This window comes from Inquilinus limosus (genome assembly GCF_051487185.1).
Classification (GTDB): domain Bacteria; phylum Pseudomonadota; class Alphaproteobacteria; order DSM-16000; family Inquilinaceae; genus Inquilinus; species Inquilinus limosus_F.
The window spans coordinates 82,210-102,329 of sequence record NZ_JAHVDK010000028.1 but is presented as its reverse complement, the minus strand read 5'-3'; the positions used below and the strand labels follow the sequence as shown (position 1 = coordinate 102,329).

Sequence of the window (20,120 nt, the reverse complement as noted above, 5' to 3'; positions counted from 1 at the left end):
CCCAATGTCGAGAGACAACGACGTCCCGGGCGTGAAGCCCTATGGCGGCCCGGCCGGCGGCTGGGGCGCGCTCGGCGCGGTGGCCCGGGCGATCAAGGACCAGATGGCGATCGCCGAGGACACCCGTGCCCTGAGGCGGATGAACCAGCCCTCGGGCTTCGACTGTCCGGGCTGCGCCTGGCCCGACCCGAAGCACACCTCGTCCTTCGAGTTTTGCGAGAACGGCGCCAAGGCGGTGTCGTGGGAGACCACGAGCAAGCGCACGACGCCCGAATTCTTTGCCGAGCACACCGTCTCCGAGCTCTGGACCTGGTCGGATCATGCGCTGGAGGACCAGGGCCGGCTGACCCACCCGATGGCCTATGACCGGGCGACCGACCGCTACCTGCCGATCAGCTGGGACGAGGCATTTCGGCGGATCGGGACGACGCTGCGCGGCTATGCTGATCCCAATGTGGTCGAGTTCTACACCTCCGGCCGGGCCTCGAACGAGGCCGCCTTCCTATACCAGCTCTTCGTCCGGGAATACGGCACCAACAACTTCCCCGACTGCTCGAACATGTGCCACGAGGCCACCAGCGTCGGGCTGCCGGAATCGATCGGCGTCGGCAAGGGCACGGTGACGCTGGAGGATTTCGACCACTGCGACGCGATCTTCTGCATCGGCCACAACCCCGGCACCAACCATCCGCGCATGCTGACGACGCTGCGTGAGGCGTCGAAGCGCGGCGTGCCGATCGTGGTCTTCAACCCGCTGCGCGAGCGCGGGCTGGAGCGCTTCGCCGCGCCGCAGAACCCGATGGAGATGCTGACCCTCGGCTCGACCCCGATCGCCTCGGCCTACCATCAGGTCAAGGTCGGCGGCGACGTCGCCGTGCTGAAGGGCATGATGAAGGCGCTGCTGGCGGCCGATGCCGCGGATCTCGCCGCCGGCGGGCCTGGGCTGCTCGACCGCGCCTTCATCGCCGAGCACACCACCGGCTTCGAGGCGCTGGTCACGGATCTCGAGACGGTGTCCTGGGAGGTGATCGAGGCTCAATCCGGCCTGCCCCGGTCGGATATCGAGACCGCCGCGCAGGTCTATGCCAAGGCGAAGAACGTCATCGTCTGCTACGGCATGGGTCTCACCCAGCACCGGCACGGCACCTCGAATGTGCAGCAGCTGGCCAACCTGCTGCTGCTGCGTGGCAATATCGGCCGGCCGGGCGCCGGCATCTGCCCGCTGCGCGGCCATTCCAACGTGCAAGGCGACCGCACCGTCGGCGTCACCGAGATTCCGTCCAAGCCGTTCCTCGACGCGATCGAGCGCGTCTTCGGCTTCGCCCCGCCGCGGCAGAAGGGCCACAACGCGGTGGAGGCGGTGGAGGCGATCATCGACGGACGGTCCAAGGCGATCATCTGCCTCGGCGGCAACCTCGCCGTCGCCATGTCGGACCCCAACGCGGTGTTCGCCGGCATGCGCAAGCTGGACCTGGCGGTGCACATCGCCACCAAGCTGAACCGGTCGCATCTGCTGCTGGCGCGCGAATCGATCATCCTGCCCTGCCTGGGCCGGACCGAGCGCGATCTGCAGGAGACCGGCGCCCAGTCGGTCACGGTCGAGGATTCGATGTCGATGGTGCACGCCTCGCGCGGCGCCCTGCCCCCGGCCTCAGGCCTACTGCGGTCGGAGCCGGCGATCATCGCCGGGCTGGCGCTGGCGACGCTGCCCGACACCAAGGTCGACTGGGCCTGGCTCGTCGCCGACTATGCCCGGATCCGCGACAAGATCGAGGCGGTGTTCCCGGATTTCTTCGATTTCAACGCCCGCGTCGCCAATCCGGGCGGGTTCCGGCTGGACGTGCCGGCGTCGCGGCGCGAATGGCGGACGCCGTCGGGCAAGGCCAACTTCCTGGTCTGCGCCGGGGTGGAGGAGGATCCGCGCTCCGGCAGGCCGGACGCACTGGTCCTGACCACCATCCGCAGCCACGACCAGTACAACACCACGATCTACGGGCTGAACGACCGCTACCGCGGCATCACCGGCCGCCGCGACGTGGTGTTCCTGAACCGGGAGGACCTCGCCGCGCTCGGCCTCGGCCATGGCGACGTGGTCGATGTCGAGGCGGTGGCCAATGATCCCGGCGAACCGCCGCGGGTGCTGCGCGGCGTGACCGCCGTGGCCCACGACATCGCTCGGGGCTCGGCCGCCGCCTATTATCCGGAGGCCAACGGCCTGGTTGCGCTCGACTCCTATGACGAGCGCAGCGGCACGCCGACCTACAAATCGATCCCGGTGGTCATCCGCCGCTCTCGCTGAGCCGGCGATCCATCGCGTCGGCGATGCGCACCAGATCGGCGACCGACCGGACCGCCAGCTTCTGCATCACGTGGCCGCGGTGGATCTTGACCGTGATCTCGCTGAGGCCGAGCCGCCCCGCGATCTCCTTGTTCATCAGCCCGGATGCGGCCAGGGCCATGATCTGCCGCTCGCGCGGGGTCAAGGTCTCGTAGCGACCAGCGATCTCCGCCGCGCGCTGCTCCGCCGCCCGCCGTTCCCGGTCGCGCGCGACCGCCTCGGCAACGGCGTCGAGCATGTCCTGGTCGCGGAACGGCTTGGTCAGGAAGTCGACCGCGCCGGCCTTCATCGCCCGGACGCTCATCGGGATGTCGCCATGGCCGGTCATGAACACGACCGGGATGCGGATCCCGTCCCGGGCGAGCTGCGCCTGGAAGTCGAGGCCGCTCGCGATCTGCAGCCGGATGTCGAGCACGAGGCAGCTGGCCGAAGGCGCCTGGTTGCTGCGCAGGAACTCCTCCGGCGACGCGAAGCAGGCCACTCGGAAGCCGACCGAGCGCAGCAGGCTGTCCAGCGCGGTGCGGACCGCGGCCTCGTCGTCCACCACCAGCACCAGCGGCGCCTCGGCTGCGGTCTCCATCATGCCACCTTCCCGGCTGCCGGCAGGGCGACATGGAAGGTCACCCCCGCCTCGGCGTTGCGCGATGCCCAGATCCGCCCGCCATGGGCTTCGGCGATGGAGCGGCAGATCGACAGCCCCAGGCCCATGCCGCCGGGCTTGGTCGTGCGGAAAGGGGTGAAGAGATGCTCCATCGCCTCGGGCTCCAGGCCGATGCCGCTGTCGCCGACCAGGACCAGCACCTCCCCCGCGGGATCGCCGCGGGTCTCGATCGCGAGGTCGCGGCGGGGCGTCTCCGCCATCGCCTGGATGGCGTTGACCATGAGATTGATCAGGACCTGCTGCAGCTGGATGCGGTCGGCCGATACCGGCGGCAGCCCGGGCGCGAGCCGGGTGTGCAGCGCCACGCGGTGGTCGGCGATCTCGCGCCGCATCAGTTCGACCACCTCCTCGACCACGGCGTTGAGGTCGACCGCGGCCCGCTCCGGAGCCGCCTTGCGGGTCAGGTCGCGCAGCCTCTGCACGACATTGTCGGCGCGGTTGGCCTCGCCGACGATCCGGCCGGCGCAGGCCCGGGCCTCGCCCAGATCCGGCACCGGCCGGTCGAGCCAGCGCAGGCAGGCCTGGCCGTCGGTGACGATCGCGGCCAGCGGCTGCTTCACCTCATGGGCGATCGACGCCGTCAGCTCGCCCAGAGTGACGATGCGGGAGACATGCGCCAGCTCCGCCCGGGTCTCGGCCAGCGCCCGCTCGGCCCGGTTCCGCTCGGTGATGTCGACGGCGCTCAAGAGGCCGGTGGACCGGGCGCCGTCGGCCGGGAAGGTCACCGCGATCAGGACCGACCGCCGCTCGCCGGCGATGGTCCGCAGCACCGTCTCGCCGGCGAAGGACGGCCGGCCCTCCGCCAGGGCGATCAGCAGGTCGCGATAGGTCCGGATGGTCTCGGGCAACAAGATGCGCCGGCGTTCGGCGATGGCCTCGGCGGCACCCGCGGCACCGACCAGCCGGATGGCGGCGTCGTTGACGTCGACGGTCCGCATCAGCGCGATGCAGCGCTCGACCAGGTCGGGATCTTCCTCGAGCCGGCGCGGCAGGTCGGTGACGCCCTGCCGTGCCAGATCATCGAACAGGCGCCGGACCTGGGTGAAGTCCTCCTCCCAGATCGCCACGCCGACCGACTGGAAGATGCCGCGCCAGCGCCGTTCGCTGTCGCGCAGCACCGCCGTCGCCGCCTGGCTGCGCTGGGCCAGCAGGGCCGCGATGGCGATCGCCGACAGGCTGACGATGCCGCGCAGGAGATGGGCCTCGGCCCCGGTCTGCCGCAGGCCGACAACGAAGCCGATAATGGTCAGCCCGCCGCAGCCGAACGCCACGAGAAGGACACCTCGGCGGTCCAGGAAGCCGACCGACATGAAGACGACGATGGCGTACAGCACCGCCACCGCGATCTTCATCGAGCTGAACGTGTCGAACAGGAAGATGGCGAGGGCGAGGACCGCGGTCAGCAGCGGCAAGAGCCGCACGCGCCCGGTCCGGGCCCGCGAGACGAGACTCGGCCGAAGCCCGGCGATTGGGGCGGCTGTCATCGGCATCGGGGCCGGCGGACGGGAATCGGCCCGGCGAAGGAATTGGTCGAGATCATGGCGCCTTTTCTCTCGAAGCCTCGCCGGCTCGTCTCGTGCAGGCTCGTGGAGAGATGATCACGCGGGAGGCCGGCGGCAACACCTCGCGCAGCGCCGGCACAGCATCGCTGGCCTTGATTTTCTTATTCTGAGAATTAGTGTAACCGGAGCGACACCGATTCGGGGCCGCCCTGTTCCCGTAATTCTCGAAGTGAGCAGAACCCGATGTCCGTCCTGACCGACTACACCCCCGCCATCGCCGCGCGCACCGCGCCGCTGTACGACCGGCTGTCCCGCGTCATCCCCGCCTTCGACTGGCCGGGCTTCGCCCCGGACATCGACGCCATCCTGCGGCTGAAGCGGGAACGCGACGCGGTGATCCTGGCGCACAACTATCAGACGCCGGAGATCTTCCACGGCGTCGCCGACATCACCGGCGACAGCCTGGCGCTGGCGCGCGAGGCGGCGCGGGTCGAGGCCTCGGTGATCGTGCTCTGCGGCGTACATTTCATGGCCGAGACCGCGAAGCTGCTGAACCCGGGCAAGACGGTGCTGATCCCGGATGCCGCGGCCGGCTGCTCCCTGGCCTCTTCGATCACGCCCGAGGATGTGCGCCTGCTGCGCCGACGCTATCCGGGCGTGCCGGTCGTCACCTATGTCAACACCTCGGCGGCGGTAAAGGCGGAGAGCGACATCTGCTGCACCTCCGGCAACGCCGTGAAGGTGGTGGAGAGCCTGGGCGTGCCCCGCATAATCTTCATCCCGGACGGCTATCTGGCGGCCAATGTCGCGGCCGAGACCAAGGTCGAGATCATCGCCTGGCAAGGTGCTTGCGAGGTGCATGAGCGCTTCGGCCCGGACGATGTCCGCCGGCTGCGCGACGCCCATCCGGGCGTGGTCGTGCTGGCCCATCCGGAATGCCCGCCCGAGGTGGTGGCGGAGGCGGATTTCGCCGGCTCCACCGCGGCGATGAGCGACTATGTGGCGCGCGAGCGGCCTGGCCGCGTGGTGCTGGTGACCGAATGCTCGATGAGCGACAACGTCGCCGTGCGGTTCCCGGAGATCGACTTCGTCCGGCCCTGCAACCTGTGCCCGCACATGAAGCGGATCACCCTGCCGAAGATCCGGCACGCGCTGGAGACGATGACCGACGAGGTGGTGCTGGACCCGGCGGTGGCCGCCCGCGCCCGCGCCGCGGTCGAACGCATGCTGGAGGTCCGGTGATGGATGCGATCTCCCCTCGCCCACAGGATCGTGTCGTGGTGATCGGCGCCGGCATCGCCGGCCTGGCCACGGCGCTGAAGCTGGCGCCGCTGCCGGTCCTGCTGCTCTCCGCCGCCCCGGTCGGGGCCGAGGCTGCCACCGGCTGGGCCCAGGGCGGCATCGCAGCAGCCTTGGGACCCGACGACGAGCCGTCGCTGCACGCCGCCGACACCCTGGCCGCCGCGGCCGGCCTCGGCGCCCCGGAGGTGGCCCGCCGCGTGGCCGAGGCGGCGCCGGGCTGCATCGCCTGGCTGGCCGGGCTGGGCGCGCCCTTCGACCGCACGGAGGATGGCCGCTTCGCCCTCGGCCTCGAAGCCGCGCATTCCCGCCGCCGGATCGTCCATGCCGGCGGCGACGGCACCGGCGCCGCAGTGCTGCGCAGCCTTGCCCGTGCGGTCGAGGCGGAATCCCGGATCACCGTCCGCCACGCTCGCGCCACTGCCCTGCTGCGCGACGAAGCTGGCATCGCCGGCGTGCTGGCGCGGCAGGACGGCGCCTCGATCGCGATCCCGGCCCGGGTCGTGGTGCTGGCGACCGGCGGCATCGGCGGCCTCTACGCCCACACCACCAACCCGCTCGGCGCCGCGGGCACCGGCCTGGCCCTGGCAGCCAGGGCCGGGGCGGTGCTGCGCGACCTGGAATTCGTGCAGTTCCATCCCACCGCCATCGCGGTCGGCCGCGATCCGATGCCGCTGGCGACCGAGGCGCTGCGTGGCGAAGGCGCCGTGCTGGTCACGGCCGCAGGCGAGCGGGTGATGGCGGACCATCCGCAGGGCGACCTGGCCCCGCGCGACGTGATCGCCCGCGCCGTCTGGCGCCGGGTCGCATCCGGCGAGGCGGTGTTCCTGGATGCGCGCAGCCTCGGCGACAGGCTGGAGCGCTTTGCCCGGGTGACGGCGCTGTGCCGCGAGGACGGGCTGGACCCGGCCCGGCAGCCGATCCCGATCCGGCCGGCGGCGCATTACCACATGGGCGGCGTGGCGGTGGACGGCAGCGGCCGCACCTCCGTGCCCGGCCTCTGGGCCGCGGGCGAGGTGGCGGCGACCGGACTGCACGGCGCCAACCGCCTGGCCAGCAACTCGCTGCTGGAGGCGCTGGCCTATGCCGGCTGGATGGCCGAGGACATCCGGAACGAAACGACCCGGCCGCCGCTGCGCCCGCTGCCGCTCGGCTCCGCCAACCGCCCCACCCCCGACGCCGGGATCGTCGCCGGGCTGCGGGCACTGATGGAGCGCCATGTCGGTGTGGTCCGCGACGGCGCCGGCCTGGTCGCTGCGATCGCGGCGCTGCGCCCCCTGGCCGATGCCGCGCCCTCGGCCCTGTCCGACCGCGCCCTCGCCGGTCTCCTGATCGCGACCGCCGCCTTGCGCCGGCGCGAGAGCCGCGGCGCGCAATGCCGCAGCGATGTCCCCGAGGCCGACCCGGCCTCCGCGCCCTCCTTCCTCACCCTCGCCGACGTGCTGGAGGGCGACGCGCCCCGCGCCGGCGTTGCCCGCCCATGAGGCCGAATATGGAAGAACTCCCGCCCCTCCCCACCTTGCTGGTCGAGCCGATCGTCCGCGCCGCGCTGGCCGAGGATCTCGGCCGCGCCGGCGACATCACCAGCGCCGCGGTGATCCCGGCGGAGGCCCGCATGGCCGGGGTGATCGCCGCACGCCAGCCCGGCACCGTGGCCGGCACCGACGCCGCCGCGCTGGCCTTCCGGCTGCTCGACCCTGCCATCGCCGTCACCATCCTGAAGCCCGACGGCAGCCGGGTGGCGCCGGGCGACGCGGTGCTCCGGATCGAGGGACCGGCCCGGCCGATCCTGGCGGCGGAACGGGTGGCGCTGAACCTGCTGTGCCACCTGTCCGGCGTCGCCACCGCCGCGGCCTCACTGGTCGCCGCCGCCCGGCCCCACCGCGCCCGCATCGCCTGCACCCGCAAGACCACGCCGGGGCTGCGGGCGCTGGAGAAGCACGCGGTCCGGGCCGGCGGCGGCGTCAATCACCGCTTCGGCCTGGACGACGCGGTGCTGATCAAGGACAACCACATCGCCGTGGCTGGCGGGGTGCGGCCGGCGATCGCCCGGGCCCGGGCCGCGGTCGGCCATCTGGTGAAGATCGAGGTGGAGGCCGACACGCTCGACCAGCTCGACGAGGCCCTGGCCGAGGGCGTCGACGCCGTGCTGCTGGACAACATGACGCCGGACCAGCTGCGCGAGGCTGTGCGCCGGGTCGGCGGCCGGGCGGTGACCGAGGCCTCCGGCCGGGTGACGGTGGAGACCGTGCCGGCGATCGCGGCCGCGGGGGTCGACCTGATCTCCGCCGGGTGGATCACCCATAGCGCCCCGATCCTCGACCTCGGCCTCGACTGGGAGGGGTGATGGCGGGTCCGGCCCTCAGCGGCCGCACGGCCCGATGATCCGGTCGACCGACAGCACCGGCGCCGCAGTTGCGCCGCGGCGGTCGAACCGGCCGCGGACCAAGAGGCAGCCGCCCGAGGCCCAAGCGCGCCAGATCTCGTTCCGGGCCTGGTCCAGGAGATCCGGCGGCGCCGCGATCGCCGGCGGCGCGTCGCCGGCATAGGCCGGGGGCACGGTCCCGGCCGCGACGCTCTCGTCATCGACGGGCACCACGCCGCGCCACGGGCAGGGTTGCTTCAGGCAGCGGATTCCGGTGTCGCCGACCCGGAACAGGCTGGACGGCGCCTCCTCCTGGGCGGCCGCGCCGGCCAGCGGCGCCGTCGCCGCCAGCACCGCGGCGACCGCTGTGGATGCCAGGGATCGTCTCATGCGGCCCTCCTTGCCGTCGCCTCCACGCTCCCGGACGGCCATGGCAAAAGCATGGCCTCGTTCGGAGCCGGCCCCACCCCCGGTTCCCGGCCCGAGACTAGCCGGATTCGCTACGAGTGACATTCGCTTCACGCTCGGTGCAAAGCACTCGGCAACAGAGAGGCCATCCGCTACAACGCTGGAGATGACTCTGATCACCTCCTCCGCCGAGCTCGCCGCCTTCTGCAACCGCATGGCAGCGGCCGACTACATCGCCATCGACACCGAGTTCATGCGCGAGCACACCTTCTGGCCGAAGCTGTGCCTGGTGCAGATCGCCGGGCTGGACGAAGCGGCAGCGATCGATCCGCTGGCGCCCGACATCGACCTGGCGCCGCTGTTCACGCTGGTCCACAATCCGAAGGTGCTGAAGGTCTTCCACTCTGCCCGCCAGGATGTGGAGATCTTCGTCCATCTGACCGGCAGGGTGCCGACGCCGCTGTTCGACACCCAGGTCGCGGCCATGGTCTGCGGCTTCGGCGAATCGGTCAGCTACGAGAACCTGGTCGGCAAGCTGGCCAACGCCCGGATCGACAAGTCGTCGCGCTTCACCGACTGGTCGCACCGGCCGCTGACCGAGCGTCAGATCGACTATGCCCTGGCCGACGTCATCCATCTGCGCCCGGCCTATGAGGCGCTGCGCCGCCAGCTGACCAAATCCGGCCGCGAATCCTGGCTGGACGAGGAGATGGGGATCCTGTGCGATCCCGCCACCTACCGCACCGAGCCGGAGCAGGCCTGGTTGCGGCTGAAGCCGCGCAACGCCTCGGCCAAGTTCCTGTCGATCCTGCGCGAGGTCGCGGCCTGGCGCGAGCGCGAGGCGCAGAAGCGCGACATCCCGCGCGGCCGCATCCTGAAGGACGAGGCCCTCTTGGAGATCGCGGCGCACAGCCCGCGCGACATCGAGGCCATGGCCCGGATCCGCGGCATGAGCCGCAACATGGCCGAAGGCTGGCAGGGCCAGGGGCTGATCGCGGCGGTCGAGCGCGGCCTGGCGATGCCGCCGGACCAGGCGCCGAAGCTGGTGCAGCGCCCGCCGACCCCGCCCGGCATCGCGCCGCTGGTCGAGCTGATGCGCGTGCTCCTGAAGATGAAATGCGAGGATGAGGGCGTGGCCCAGAAGCTGGTCGCCGGCAGCGACGACCTGGAGGCCATCGCCATGGACGACCAAGCCCAGGTGCCGGCGCTGCACGGCTGGCGGCGCGAGCTGTTCGGCGAGGATGCGCTGGCGCTGAAGCGCGGCGGCATCGCGCTGGCGGTGCAGGGCCGGCGGATCCGGGTGGTGACGCTGTAGGGGGAAAGATGCGACGCGCATGGTGGGTTGTTACCGTCGCGACCGTCATTGCCGTCGGCGCGCTTGTTGCGGTCGGCGCGTATCTGCTGCTGTCCACTCGGGAGGCCGAGGTGCCACCGCCGGGTGAACCAGCCGTCCAAAGCGAGCCCGCACCAGCGCCGCCATCCCCTCAGCCCGAGGCCGTGCCGCCCCCGGCACCGCAGGCTCAGCCTGCCCCCGCAAGCCCACCGGCGACTGAGCCGCCGCCGGCCACCGTGCCGCCTCCCGTTACCACCTCCTCGTCAGAGACCGAGCCGCGCTTCGCCTGGCCGGCGGCCTGCACCCTGGGCCAGGACTGCTTCATCCAGAACTACATCGATACCGACCCCGGCCCGCGTTTCGCCAATTTCCGCTGCGACCGCCTGGGCTATGACGGCGACAACGGCACCGACATTCGCCTGCAGGACCTCGCCGCCATGCGCCGCGGCGTCGACATCCTGGCGGCAGCCGACGGGACGGTGATCGGCGTCCGGGACGGCGAGCCCGACATCTCGGTCGAGGAGCGCGGGGTCGAGGCGGTCAAGGGCCGCCAGGCCGGCAACGGCGTCACCATCGACCATGGCGGCGGCTGGATGACGCGCTACGCCCATATGAAGCAGGGCAGCGTCCGGGTGAAGCCGGGTGACACGGTCAAGACCGGCCAGCCGCTGGGCCAGATCGGCCTGTCCGGCAACACCGTGTTCCCGCATGTCGAGTTCAGCGTGATGAAGGGGGAGACCTTCTTCGACCCCTTCACCGCGCTGCCCATCGGCTCGGGCTGCCGGACCGCCGGCCATCCGATGTGGGCGGCGGACGTGCCCTATATCCCGACCGGCCTGCTGACCGCCGGCTTCGCCGCCGGCGAGCCCGATTGGGAGGCCGCCCGGCGCGGCGACTACGCCGACCTCAAGGGCGGCCGGAATGCCCCGCTCGTGCTGTGGGCCGAGAGCTTCGGCGTGCGTGGCGGCGACATCCAGATCGTCACCATCGCCGGCCCGGACGGCAAACTGGTGCATCAGACCCGGACGGTTCTGCCGGAATCGAAGAATCTCGCGTCGATGTTCAGCGGCCGGCGTGCGCCGCAAGAGGGCTGGAAGCCGGGCACCTACACCGGCCGCTTCCAGCTGGAGCGCTCCGGCACCATTGTGATCGACGCCGAGCGCAAGGTGGAGATGCCGTGAGCGCGTGGGCCGGTGGGGCCGGATAGTGGCGCTATCCTTGGGAGGCGGACGATGCGGTGGCGGTTGATCGGACTCATCCTGCTCGTCGCACCCACCGCATCGGCGCAGGAACCGGAGCCGCGCTTCGCCTGGCCGGTGGCCTGTACTCTGAGCCGGGATTGCTTCATCCAGAACTACGTCGATACCGACCCCGGTCCGGGCTTCGCCAATTTCCGCTGCGACCGTCTGGGCTATGACGGCGACAACGGCATCGACATCCGCTTGCGCGACCTCGCAGCCATGCGTCGCGGTGTCAGCGTGCTCGCGGCGGCCGACGGGACCGTGATCGGCGTCCGCGACGGCGAGCCGGACATCTCGGTCGAAAAGCGTGGGGCCGACGCGATCGAGGGTCGCGAGGCCGGCAACGGCGTCATGATCGACCATGGCGGCGGCTGGCAGACGCGCTACGCCCATCTGAAGCGGGGCAGCATCAGGGTGAAGCTGGGCGACACGGTCCGGACCGGTCAGCCGCTGGGCCAAATCGGCCTGTCCGGCAGGACTGTGCTCTCCGCCCTGGAGTTCAGCGTCCATAAAGGCGAGAGTTGGATCGACCCGTTCACCGCCCTCCCGATCGGCTCGGGCTGTCAGGCGTCCGGCCATCCGCTCTGGGCCGTGGAGGTGCCCTACATCCCGACCGGGCTCTTGATCGCCGGCTTCACCGCCGGCCGGCCCGACTGGGAGGCTGCACGACGCGGTGACTATATCGACACCAAGGGCGACCGTGGAGCGCCGCTGGCGCTGTGGGCCGAAAGCTTCGGCGGCCGGGCCGGCGACATCCAGACCTTCACCATCACCGGTCCGGACGGCAAACCGGTGCACCAGGACCAGAAGGCGCTGGTGGAATCGAAAAACCTCTGGTTCGCGTTCAGCGGCCGGCGTGCGCCGGGGGGCGGCTGGAGCCCGGGCATCTATACCGGTCGCTATCGGCTGGAACGCCGAGGCGGCGTGGTGATCGACACCGAGCGACTCATGGAGATTCCGTGACCATGACACCGGTCCTCTACGGCGCCCGCTACAGCGTCTATGTCCGCACCGCCCTGCTGGCGCTGCAAGAGAAGGGCGTGGCCTTCGACCTGGTCGAGGTCGACATCTTCGCGGCCGAGGGGCCGCCGCCGGGCTATCTCGAGCGCCACCCCTTCGGTCGCATCCCGGCCTTCGAGCATGACGGCTTCGCGCTCTACGAGACCGCGGCGATCACCCGCTATGTCGACGAGGCGTTTCCGGGGCCGGCGCTGCAGCCCGCCGACGCCCGCGGCCGGGCCCGGCTGACCCAGATCATCGGCATCCTGGACAGCTACGCCTACCGCCCGCTGGTCTGGGACATCTATGTCGAGCGGGTGTCGAAGCCGCGGGAGGGCGGCGCCAGCGACGAGGCCCGGATCGCCGCGGCCCTGCCCCGGGCCGAACTCTGCCTCGAGGTGCTGCAGGGCTTTCTCGGCGACCGCCCCTGGCTCTTGGGCGATGCGCTCAGCCTCGCCGACCTGCATGCCGCGCCGATCCTCGATTATTTCCGCATGGCGCCGGAGGGGCGGGACCTGCTGGCGCGCCATGGAAAGCTGGCCGCCTGGTGGGACCGCATCGCCGCCCGGCCGAGCGCTGCGGTGCTGGGGCGGAGCTAGCCCCAGACCGGCGAGCGGTCGCAGCTCAGCAGGACCGAGCGCAGATGGGCAACGATCCGCGCCTCGTTCTCGGCCGAGCGGCTGACCGGCCGCGGCCGGGACAGCGCCCGCGAGGTCTCGTCATCCAAGCCTGGCCGCACGGCAGCCGAGCTGTCCTGATCCATGATCATTCCCCGGTGATATCGGTCGCAGCCAGTTCAACCGGAGAAGATGGCGTCATCGGGCCGATCCGGGGTCGCCCGCCGCCACAATCGTGGCATCGACCCGGCGTTACTCAGCGGCCTCGGCGGAGGCGGGGTCGGCGAAGACGAAGGGCCGGACCAGCAGCCGCCGCTTCCAGTGCAGCAGCCCCAGCCCGCCCTGCTCCAGCGCGCCGTAGAGCAGAAAGCGCACGCCCCGCACCCGCGGATCCTCGCGGCGCAGCAGCCAGCGCACGATCTCGACGAACAGCAGCTTCATCGCACCGGCGGACAGGTGGTCGGCATGACCGAGGAAGCTGACGATGCGGATGATGTTGCCGATCCGGCGCAGCACGATGGTGCCGACCATCCGGTCCCGCCCGCCATCCTCGATGAACACGCCCCAGTCGACCGCCCAATGCTCCGGGCATTCGGCGTCGAGCCACGGGTCGCCCTTCACGCTGCTGCCGCGGCCGAAGCGCTGGGCGAAGGCCTGCGGCACCGGCCCGCCGGAACGGAACAGCTTCGACGCCTCGATGTCGCGCATGTCGTCGCCCTGGGCGAAGCGGTCGAAGATCCGACAATGATAGCCGGCTTTGGCCGCCTTGCGCGTCTCCCGCAGGATGTAGCCGAAGGAGTTCTTCCGGATCTCCTTCTCATAGGCTTCGGCGTCGGCGAAGGCGCCGAGGTCGAGCAGGCAGGGCGTGCCCTGCCACAGCCGGGCGATGCCGTCCGGACCGCGCCTGGTGTATTTCGCCAGATAGTCGCGATGCGCCGATACCATGTGGCGGCACAGCTCGCCGCCGGAGCACCCCTCGCCCTCCAGCCGCAGCGCCGCCTCCGGCAGGTCGGCGGCGCCCAGCCCCCAGATGCGCAGCCGCTGCTCCTTCCGCAGCCGGAACAGCACCGGCTCGACACTGCCGAGATAGGCCCGCATCGCGATGGCGGAAACAGAGATCGGCACGGGACCTCACCTCGAAACCTTTTGGATGGTTCCGATTATGGCAACCAATTCCGCCTCCGATCAACGTATCCGAGATTAAATCCTTTCGGAGTCGCCATAAACTCTTCGAATCCGCGAAACCCAAGGGACGGCTGCGCCTGCGCGGACCGCCGTTTCCGACGGTTCCGCCGACGCCCGATCTCTGGCAGGCTGCGTCCGCCGGCGCCGCCGGCGGAGACCGGACCATGACGCTCGACCACTACCTCCTCTTCCTGCCCGCCTGCTTCGCGCTGAACATGGCGTTCGGGCCGAACAACCTGCTGTCGCTGTCGAACGGCGCCCGCGACGGCACCCTGCGCGCCGTGGCCGCCGCCTCCGGCCGGCTGGTCGCCTTCGCCATCATGATCGCCATCGCCGGGCTCGGCCTCGGCACGCTGCTGACTGCTTCGGAGGTCGCCTTCGCCGTGGTGAAGTGGCTGGGCGCCGCCTATCTGATCTGGCTGGGCATCAAGCTCCTGCGCGCCGACGCCCCGGCGCCGGACCAGGCCACGGCCCTGCGGCCGCAGCCGCTGACAACGCTGATCCGGCAGGAATTCTGGGTCGCGGCCGGCAATCCGAAGGCGATCCTGATCTTCACCGCCTTCTTCCCGCAATTCGTGGTGCCGCAAGACTACACCGCCAGCTTCACCCTGCTCGGCGCCAGCTTCCTGGTGCTGGAGGGGGTGGCGATCACGATCTATGCCCTGATCGGCGCCCGCCTCGGCCGCTTCTTCCGCGGCGCCCGGCCGTTCCGCTGGTTCAACCGGATCTCCGGCGGGCTGATGATCGGCTTCGGCCTGCTGCTCGCCGCCTCCCGCCGGCCGGCAAGCTAACCGAGGAAGCCCTCGACCGCCGCGGTGAAGGCGTCCGCCTGCTCGATATTGGCGATATGGGCGGCGTCGAGGGCCAGGAAGCGCGCGCCCGGCACTGCGGCGGCGATCTCCTGCCCCCGCTCCGGCGGCGTGCCCTGGTCCTGCGCGCCCGACAGCACCAGCATCGGCGCCCGGATCCGGCCGATCGCGCCGCGCTGGTCCATGTCGCGGATCGCGGCGCAGCAGGCGGCGTAGCCTTCGGGCGACGCGGCCAGGAGCTTGCGCCGGATATCGTCGACCGCCTCCGGCGACCGCTCGCGAAACCCCGGGGTGAACCAGCGGTCGATGATGCCGTGGGCCAGCGCCGCCATGCCGCCTTGCCGCACCGCTTCGATCCGCGGGTCCCAGATCTCGGGGCCGCCGGCATAGGCGGTGGTGCAGCAGGGCACCAGCCGGCCGACCCGATCCGGCGCGTGGATGCCCAGCCACAGCGCCACCATCCCGCCCATCGACAGGCCGACGACATCGGCGCGAGCGATCCCGAGTGCGTCGAGCAGCCCGACGGCGTCGCGCCCCAGCCGGTCCAGGGTATAAGGCCCGGGCGGCACGTCGCTGCCGCCATGGCCGCGACGATCGGCGCGCAGCACGCGGAAGCGCCGTGCGAGGCGCGGCACCTGTGGCGCCCACATGTCGAGATCGACGCCGAGCGCGTGGAGCAGCAGCAGCGGCGGCCCATCCTCCGGCCCGCAGGCGGTAGTGCAGGCGGCATCCATCGATCGTGGCGCGAGGCATGGGCGTTCTCCGCGTGATGTCCGAACCCGAAGGCAAGGTGGGTTCGCCGGCAGGAGAACCCGACATGGAGGCAGCGGCCTGCTGTTGGATCGGCGTTCCGCGAGCCCAACCTACGGTTGAGCGGCGACGCTCATAGACAAGTTTGCGGCGGGTATCGGGCAGCATCAACATCTTCTCGCCCAGATGCTCCAGCACAGTGGCCCATTCCCGCGATTGGGGCCGTGCCCATGGAACTGCTCGAACGCGACCACGAGCTGCAGGCGCTGGCGGCCGCCCTCGAGGGGGCAGCCTCCGGCGAGGGCCGCATCGTGCTTGTCAGCGGCGAGGCCGGCATCGGCAAGACCAGCTTCGTCGATCGCTTCCTGGCCACCGCCGGCCGGACGGCGCGGCTGCTCAAGGGCCAGTGCGATTCGCTGTTCACCCCGTCGCCGCTCGGCCCGCTCTACGACATCGCCCGCCAGACCGGCGGCCGGCTGCTGGCCCAGCTCGAAGCCGAGGCGCCGCGCGCCGCCCTGTTCTCCACCATGCTCGACCTGCTGCGCGGCCAGCCGCAGCCGGTCATCCTGCTGGTGGAGGACATCCACTGGGCCGATGAAGCGACGCTCGACCTGATCAAATATCTCTGCCGCCGCATCGCCGAGAACCCCGTCCTGGTCCTCCTGACCTATCGCGACGACGAGATCGGTGCCCGGCATTCTCTCCGCCTCTTTCTGGGCGACTTGGCGACGTCGCGGGCGGTCCGCCGCATCGAGCTGCGAAGCCTGACGGTCGATGCGGTCCGGCGGCTGATCGCGGATCGCCCGTTCGACGCCGCGACGCTGCACCGGCAGACCGGTGGCAACCCGTTCTTCCTGGCCGAGGTCCTGGCCCATGCCAGGCATGGCGTCCCTCAGACCGTGTGCGATGCGGTGCGAGCGCGCGTGGCGAAGCTGCGGCCGGCCGCCCAGGCGGTGCTGGAGGCCGCCGCCGTGATCGGCAGCCGGGTCGAGTCCGCGATGCTGGAGCAGGCGCAGCGCGGTGCGGCCGACGGCCTGGGCGACTGTCTCGCGGCGGGGCTGCTGGCGCCGGTCGACAGCGGCCTCGCCTTCCGGCACGAGCTGGTGCGGGACGCGGTGCTGGCCGGCCTCGATCCCGGCCGACGGCGGGAGATCTGCCGGGCGGCCCTCGACCGCATGAGGGCTGCCGGTGCCGGGCGCGGCGACCTGGCCCAGCTGGCGCATTTCGCCGAAGGTGCGGAGGATCGCGCGGCCGTCCTGGAATTCGGTCCGGCCGCCGCCCGCGCCGCGGCCGCCGCCGGCGCCCATAGCACGGCGGCCAACCAGTATCGGCGCGTGCTGGCCTTTGCCACGGACCAGGCTCCGATCGGCCGGGCGCAGCTGCTCGAGGCCTATGCCGAGGAATGCGCCATCATCGACGACCTCGCCGAGGCCTGCCGGGCCCGCGACGAAGCGATCGCGCTGTGGCGCCGGGCGGGAGACCGGCTGAAGGAAGGCGAGAACCTGGCCGCTCTGGCCTGGCCTCTGGTCCGCAGCGGCCGGAATGCCGCCGCCGAGGAGGCCAGCCGGCACGCCATCGAGGTGCTGGAATCGATGCCGCCAAGCCAGCAACTGGCCAATGCCTACCGGATCCAGGCGCATCTGCGTATGCTGCATCGCGACCGCCGGCCGGCCGTGCGCTGGGGCCGCAAGGCGATCGAGCTGGCCACCCGGCTCGGCGACGATGCGATCGTCGCCGCGGCGGAGAACGTCGTCGGCGCGGCCATGTTGGTCTTCGGCAACGAGCGGGGCCGGCTGCATCTGGAGCGCGGCCTCGCCCTGGGCCGCAAGGCCGGGCTGGATGCGCTGGCCGGACTGTCCTATTCCGATCTCGGGTCCTGCTATGGCGAGCAGTACCGCTTCGCCGAGGCCGAGCGCCATCTCGCGGCCGGCATCGCCTATACCGCCGAACGCGACCTGGACCACTCCAACCACTACATGCGGTCCTGGCTCGCGCTGACGCGGCTCTATCAGGGTCGTTGGGACGAGGCCGCCGAGATCGCGACGGCGCTGGTCCAGCGCCCCCATGTCGCCACCGTCAGCCGGATCATGGCCCTGGTCGCCCTCGGACGGGTGCGTGCCCGGCGCGGCGATCCGGGCGCGGTCGCGGTGCTCGATGAGGCTCTCGACCTGGTGCTGCAGACCGACACGCTGCAGCGCCTGGCGCCGGCCCGGGCCGCCCGGGCGGAGGCCGCCTGGCTGGCCGATCAGCCCGAACGCACGATGGCGGAGGCGGCCGCGGCCTACGACCTCGCGATCCGGCACGGCCATCGCTGGCATGCCGGCGAGTTCTCCTTCTGGCGCTGGCGGGCTGGCGACCGCAGTGATCCGCCAAGCTGGGCCGCGCGACCCTTCCTGCTGCAGATCAGGGGCGGCTGGCGGGGCGCCGCCGAGATCTGGGAGAGGCTGGGCTGCCCCTATGAGCAGGCCCGCGCCCTGGCCGATGGCGACATGCCGGCGAAGCTGGCGGCGCTCGAGATCTTCGACCGGCTCGGCGCCGCCCCGGCCGCCGCGGCGCTGCGCCAGCGCATGCGTAGCGAGGGGGTTCGCAGTGTCCCGCGCGGCCCCAGGACCGCCACGCGCCGCAACCCGCTCGGCCTGACCGCGCGCGAGGTGGAGATCCTGGGCTGCCTGACCCAGGGGCTGAGCAACGGCCAGATCGGCGCCAGGCTCCATGTCTCGCCCAAGACCGTCGACCACCATGTGTCGTCGGTGCTGGGCAAGCTCGGCGCCTGCACGCGCGGCGAGGCCGCCCGTATGGCTCTCGAGCTGCAGTTGCTGGCGAAAAATGGGGAGGCGCCGGCCGCAAAATAGGGCAGTCCTCCCGATGCGCGGAACTCGCGCAGCGCATAGCGTGGCGAAGTGAAACCGTTTCAGACCGCACAGGGAGAAACGACGCCATGCCGCGCTATCTGATCGAACGCCAGTTCCCCGACGGCCTCGGCCTGGTCCCGAACCAGGAGGGTCGCCAGGCGGCCGCCACCGTCATCGCCAACAACGCCCGCGAAGGTGTCACCTGGGTGAATTCCTACGTGACCCCCGACCGGAAGCGGACCTACTGCATCTACGATGCCCCCTCGCCGGAAGCGATCCGCCAGGCCGCGATCCGCAATGGCTTGCCGGTGGAGCGCATCACCGAGGTGCGCGTGCTCGACCCCTACTTCCACCTGTAGCGATCGGGATGTCCTCGAACGCATCGCGGCCGGGCCGGCGCTTCGGCGGCCCGGCCGCATTTATGGGTACGATCATGTTCATCCTGGCTGCAGCGCGCATGACCAGCCTGACGTGCCTGCGCGCCATCCTGGGCTGGCGATCGGACCGGCGGTCCGGGCCGACCCGCAAGTCACGTCGATTCGAGACGCTTCCCGACAGCCTCAGGGAGGATGTCGGGCTGGATTTCTGGCCGCGATGAGACCGGCGGGCGGGGCTCAGCCCTCCACCCGCCAGCCCGGCGCGGTCTTGCCGCGGAAGACATGGACGTCGTCGCCGCCATCGACCGGCAGCCGTTCCGGCAGCTCCTCCATGCCGCGGACCAGGGTGATCGTCTCCGCGTTCACCGGCAGGCCATAGAAGGCCGGGCCGTTCAGCGAGGCGAAGGCCTCGAGCCGGTCCAGCGCCCCCTCCTCTTCGAACACCTGGGCGTAGCAGACGACCGCGGCCCGGGCGTTGAACACGCCGGCGCAGCCGCAGGCGGCCTCCTTCGCATGCACCGGATGCGGCGCGGAATCGGTGCCGAGGAAGAAGCGCGGATCGCCCGAGATCGCGGCGCGGCGCAGCGCCTGACGGTGCCGTTCGCGCTTCACTACCGGCAGGCAGTAGTAGTGCGGCCGCACCCCGCCGACCAAGAGGTCGTTGCGGTTCAGCACCAGATGGTGCGGCGTGATCGTGGCGCCGACCCGGCCGTCCTCCTGGTCCAGCACGAAATCAACCCCGTCATGGGTGGTGACGTGCTCGAACACGATGCGCAGCTCCGGGAACTCGGCCCGGATCGGCTGCAGGTGACGCTCGATGAACACCGCCTCGCGGTCGAAGATGTCGACCGCCGGATCGACCACCTCGCCATGCACCAGCAGCGGCAGTCCGATCGCCTGCATCCGTTCCAGCACGGGGCCGATCCTGGCGAGATCCTTCACCCCGCTTTGCGAGTTGGTGGTGGCGCCGGCCGGGTACAGCTTGGCCGCGGTCAGCACGCCCTCCTCCTTGCCGCGGGCGAGGTCGTCCGGGTCGGTGCCCTCGGTCAGATAGGCGGTCATCAGCGGGGTGAAGCGCGCGCCCTCGGGCAACGCCGCCAGGATGCGGTCGCGATAGGCCCGGGCATCGGCGGTGGTCACGACCGGCGGCGTCAGGTTCGGCATGATGATGGCGCGGGCGAAATGCGCCGTGGTGTGCGGCAGCACCGCGCGCAGCATGGCGCCGTCGCGCAGATGCAGGTGCCAGTCGTCGGGGCGGCGGAGGGTGAGGCGATCGGTCATGGCGGTGTCCTGCAGCGGCGGGCGGATCATGGCCGTGCGTCCTTTAGGACGCAAGCTTGCTTGCCAGATCGTCGGCCCCGCCCTAAGACGCCTCAAATCTGCG

General features: G+C 71.2%; 19 protein-coding genes. 12 read left to right on the top strand and 7 right to left on the bottom strand.

Annotation, left to right across the window (positions count from 1 at the left end; translation table 11 throughout):
• The first annotated feature begins 4 nt into the window (after positions 1 to 4).
• Positions 5 to 2,299 (top strand): FdhF/YdeP family oxidoreductase, encoded by a 2,295-nt coding sequence (locus tag KXR53_RS27410; protein ID WP_437378480.1) that lies wholly within the window; start codon positions 5 to 7, stop codon positions 2,297 to 2,299.
• On the opposite strand, the gene KXR53_RS27405 is transcribed toward KXR53_RS27410, so the two are convergent.
• On the bottom strand, positions 2,280 to 2,921 hold the full coding sequence (locus tag KXR53_RS27405; RefSeq protein ID WP_437378479.1) for a response regulator transcription factor: 642 nt from the start codon (positions 2,919 to 2,921) through the stop codon (positions 2,280 to 2,282). The two genes, KXR53_RS27410 and KXR53_RS27405, sit on opposite strands and share 20 nt — an antisense overlap.
• On the bottom strand, positions 2,918 to 4,420 hold the full coding sequence (locus tag KXR53_RS27400) for a sensor histidine kinase (protein ID WP_437378478.1): 1,503 nt from the start codon (positions 4,418 to 4,420) through the stop codon (positions 2,918 to 2,920). The genes KXR53_RS27405 and KXR53_RS27400 overlap by 4 nt, the downstream gene beginning before the upstream one ends.
• 324 nt (positions 4,421 to 4,744) lie before the next feature.
• Here KXR53_RS27400 and nadA point away from each other — a divergent pair, with 324 nt between their 5' ends.
• The 3 genes from nadA to nadC are packed head-to-tail and all read left to right on the top strand — an operon-like array spanning position 4,745 to position 8,147.
• On the top strand, positions 4,745 to 5,743 hold the full coding sequence (gene nadA, locus KXR53_RS27395; RefSeq protein ID WP_437378477.1) for a quinolinate synthase NadA: 999 nt from the start codon (positions 4,745 to 4,747) through the stop codon (positions 5,741 to 5,743).
• Positions 5,743 to 7,284 (top strand): L-aspartate oxidase, encoded by a 1,542-nt coding sequence (locus KXR53_RS27390; RefSeq protein WP_437378476.1) that lies wholly within the window; start codon positions 5,743 to 5,745, stop codon positions 7,282 to 7,284. Before nadA ends, KXR53_RS27390 begins: the two co-directional genes overlap by 1 nt.
• On the top strand, positions 7,281 to 8,147 hold the full coding sequence (gene nadC, locus KXR53_RS27385; protein ID WP_437378475.1) for a carboxylating nicotinate-nucleotide diphosphorylase: 867 nt from the start codon (positions 7,281 to 7,283) through the stop codon (positions 8,145 to 8,147). Before KXR53_RS27390 ends, nadC begins: the two co-directional genes overlap by 4 nt.
• 15 nt (positions 8,148 to 8,162) lie before the next feature.
• Here the strand turns inward: nadC and KXR53_RS27380 are convergent, their stop codons facing one another.
• Positions 8,163 to 8,555 (bottom strand): hypothetical protein, encoded by a 393-nt coding sequence (locus tag KXR53_RS27380; RefSeq protein ID WP_437378474.1) that lies wholly within the window; start codon positions 8,553 to 8,555, stop codon positions 8,163 to 8,165.
• Positions 8,556 to 8,739: 184 nt separating this feature from the next.
• On the opposite strand from KXR53_RS27380, the gene rnd reads away from it, so the two are divergent.
• From rnd to KXR53_RS27360, 4 genes are all read left to right on the top strand, one after another.
• Entirely contained in the window at positions 8,740 to 9,888 is a 1,149-nt protein-coding gene (rnd, locus tag KXR53_RS27375) for a ribonuclease D (RefSeq protein ID WP_437378473.1), read from the top strand.
• Positions 9,889 to 10,142: 254 nt separating this feature from the next.
• Positions 10,143 to 11,087: a M23 family metallopeptidase gene (locus KXR53_RS27370; protein ID WP_437378472.1), complete on the top strand. Its 945-nt coding sequence runs from the start codon at positions 10,143 to 10,145 to the stop codon at positions 11,085 to 11,087.
• A gap of 51 nt (positions 11,088 to 11,138) precedes the next feature.
• Positions 11,139 to 12,110: a M23 family metallopeptidase gene (locus KXR53_RS27365; RefSeq protein ID WP_437378471.1), complete on the top strand. Its 972-nt coding sequence runs from the start codon at positions 11,139 to 11,141 to the stop codon at positions 12,108 to 12,110.
• 2 nt (positions 12,111 to 12,112) lie between these two features.
• A complete protein-coding gene (locus KXR53_RS27360; protein WP_437378492.1) occupies positions 12,113 to 12,745 on the top strand; it encodes a glutathione S-transferase family protein in 633 nt (210 codons plus the stop codon).
• Here the strand turns inward: KXR53_RS27360 and KXR53_RS27355 are convergent.
• Both KXR53_RS27355 and KXR53_RS27350 read right to left on the bottom strand, forming a co-directional pair.
• Positions 12,742 to 12,909 carry a hypothetical protein gene (locus KXR53_RS27355; RefSeq protein WP_437378470.1) on the bottom strand — a complete coding sequence of 56 codons (168 nt, stop codon included), beginning with the start codon at positions 12,907 to 12,909 and terminating at the stop codon, positions 12,742 to 12,744. The two genes, KXR53_RS27360 and KXR53_RS27355, sit on opposite strands and share 4 nt — an antisense overlap.
• Positions 12,910 to 13,015: 106 nt before the next feature.
• On the bottom strand, positions 13,016 to 13,888 hold the full coding sequence (locus tag KXR53_RS27350) for a hypothetical protein (protein WP_437378469.1): 873 nt from the start codon (positions 13,886 to 13,888) through the stop codon (positions 13,016 to 13,018).
• Positions 13,889 to 14,112: 224 nt separating this feature from the next.
• On the opposite strand from KXR53_RS27350, the gene KXR53_RS27345 reads away from it, so the two are divergent.
• Entirely contained in the window at positions 14,113 to 14,739 is a 627-nt protein-coding gene (locus tag KXR53_RS27345; protein ID WP_437378468.1) for a LysE family translocator, read from the top strand.
• Here the strand turns inward: KXR53_RS27345 and pcaD are convergent.
• Entirely contained in the window at positions 14,736 to 15,491 is a 756-nt protein-coding gene (gene pcaD, locus KXR53_RS27340) for a 3-oxoadipate enol-lactonase (RefSeq protein ID WP_437378467.1), read from the bottom strand. The genes KXR53_RS27345 and pcaD overlap by 4 nt on opposite strands.
• A gap of 246 nt (positions 15,492 to 15,737) precedes the next feature.
• Here pcaD and KXR53_RS27335 point away from each other — a divergent pair, with 246 nt between their 5' ends.
• From KXR53_RS27335 to KXR53_RS27325, 3 genes are all read left to right on the top strand, one after another.
• Positions 15,738 to 18,359 (top strand): helix-turn-helix transcriptional regulator, encoded by a 2,622-nt coding sequence (locus tag KXR53_RS27335; protein WP_437378466.1) that lies wholly within the window; start codon positions 15,738 to 15,740, stop codon positions 18,357 to 18,359.
• A gap of 86 nt (positions 18,360 to 18,445) precedes the next feature.
• A complete protein-coding gene (locus KXR53_RS27330) occupies positions 18,446 to 18,718 on the top strand; it encodes a DUF4242 domain-containing protein (protein ID WP_437378465.1) in 273 nt (90 codons plus the stop codon).
• Between the two features lie 74 nt (positions 18,719 to 18,792).
• The gene (locus tag KXR53_RS27325) at positions 18,793 to 18,957 is read left to right on the top strand and encodes a hypothetical protein (RefSeq protein ID WP_437378464.1); all 165 of its coding nucleotides are present in this window, start codon (positions 18,793 to 18,795) and stop codon (positions 18,955 to 18,957) included.
• 16 nt (positions 18,958 to 18,973) lie between these two features.
• Here the strand turns inward: KXR53_RS27325 and pyrC are convergent, their stop codons facing one another.
• Positions 18,974 to 20,047, bottom strand: a complete 1,074-nt coding sequence (gene pyrC, locus KXR53_RS27320) for a dihydroorotase (protein ID WP_437378463.1) — start codon at positions 20,045 to 20,047, stop codon at positions 18,974 to 18,976.
• Between the last annotated feature and the right edge of the window lie 73 nt (positions 20,048 to 20,120).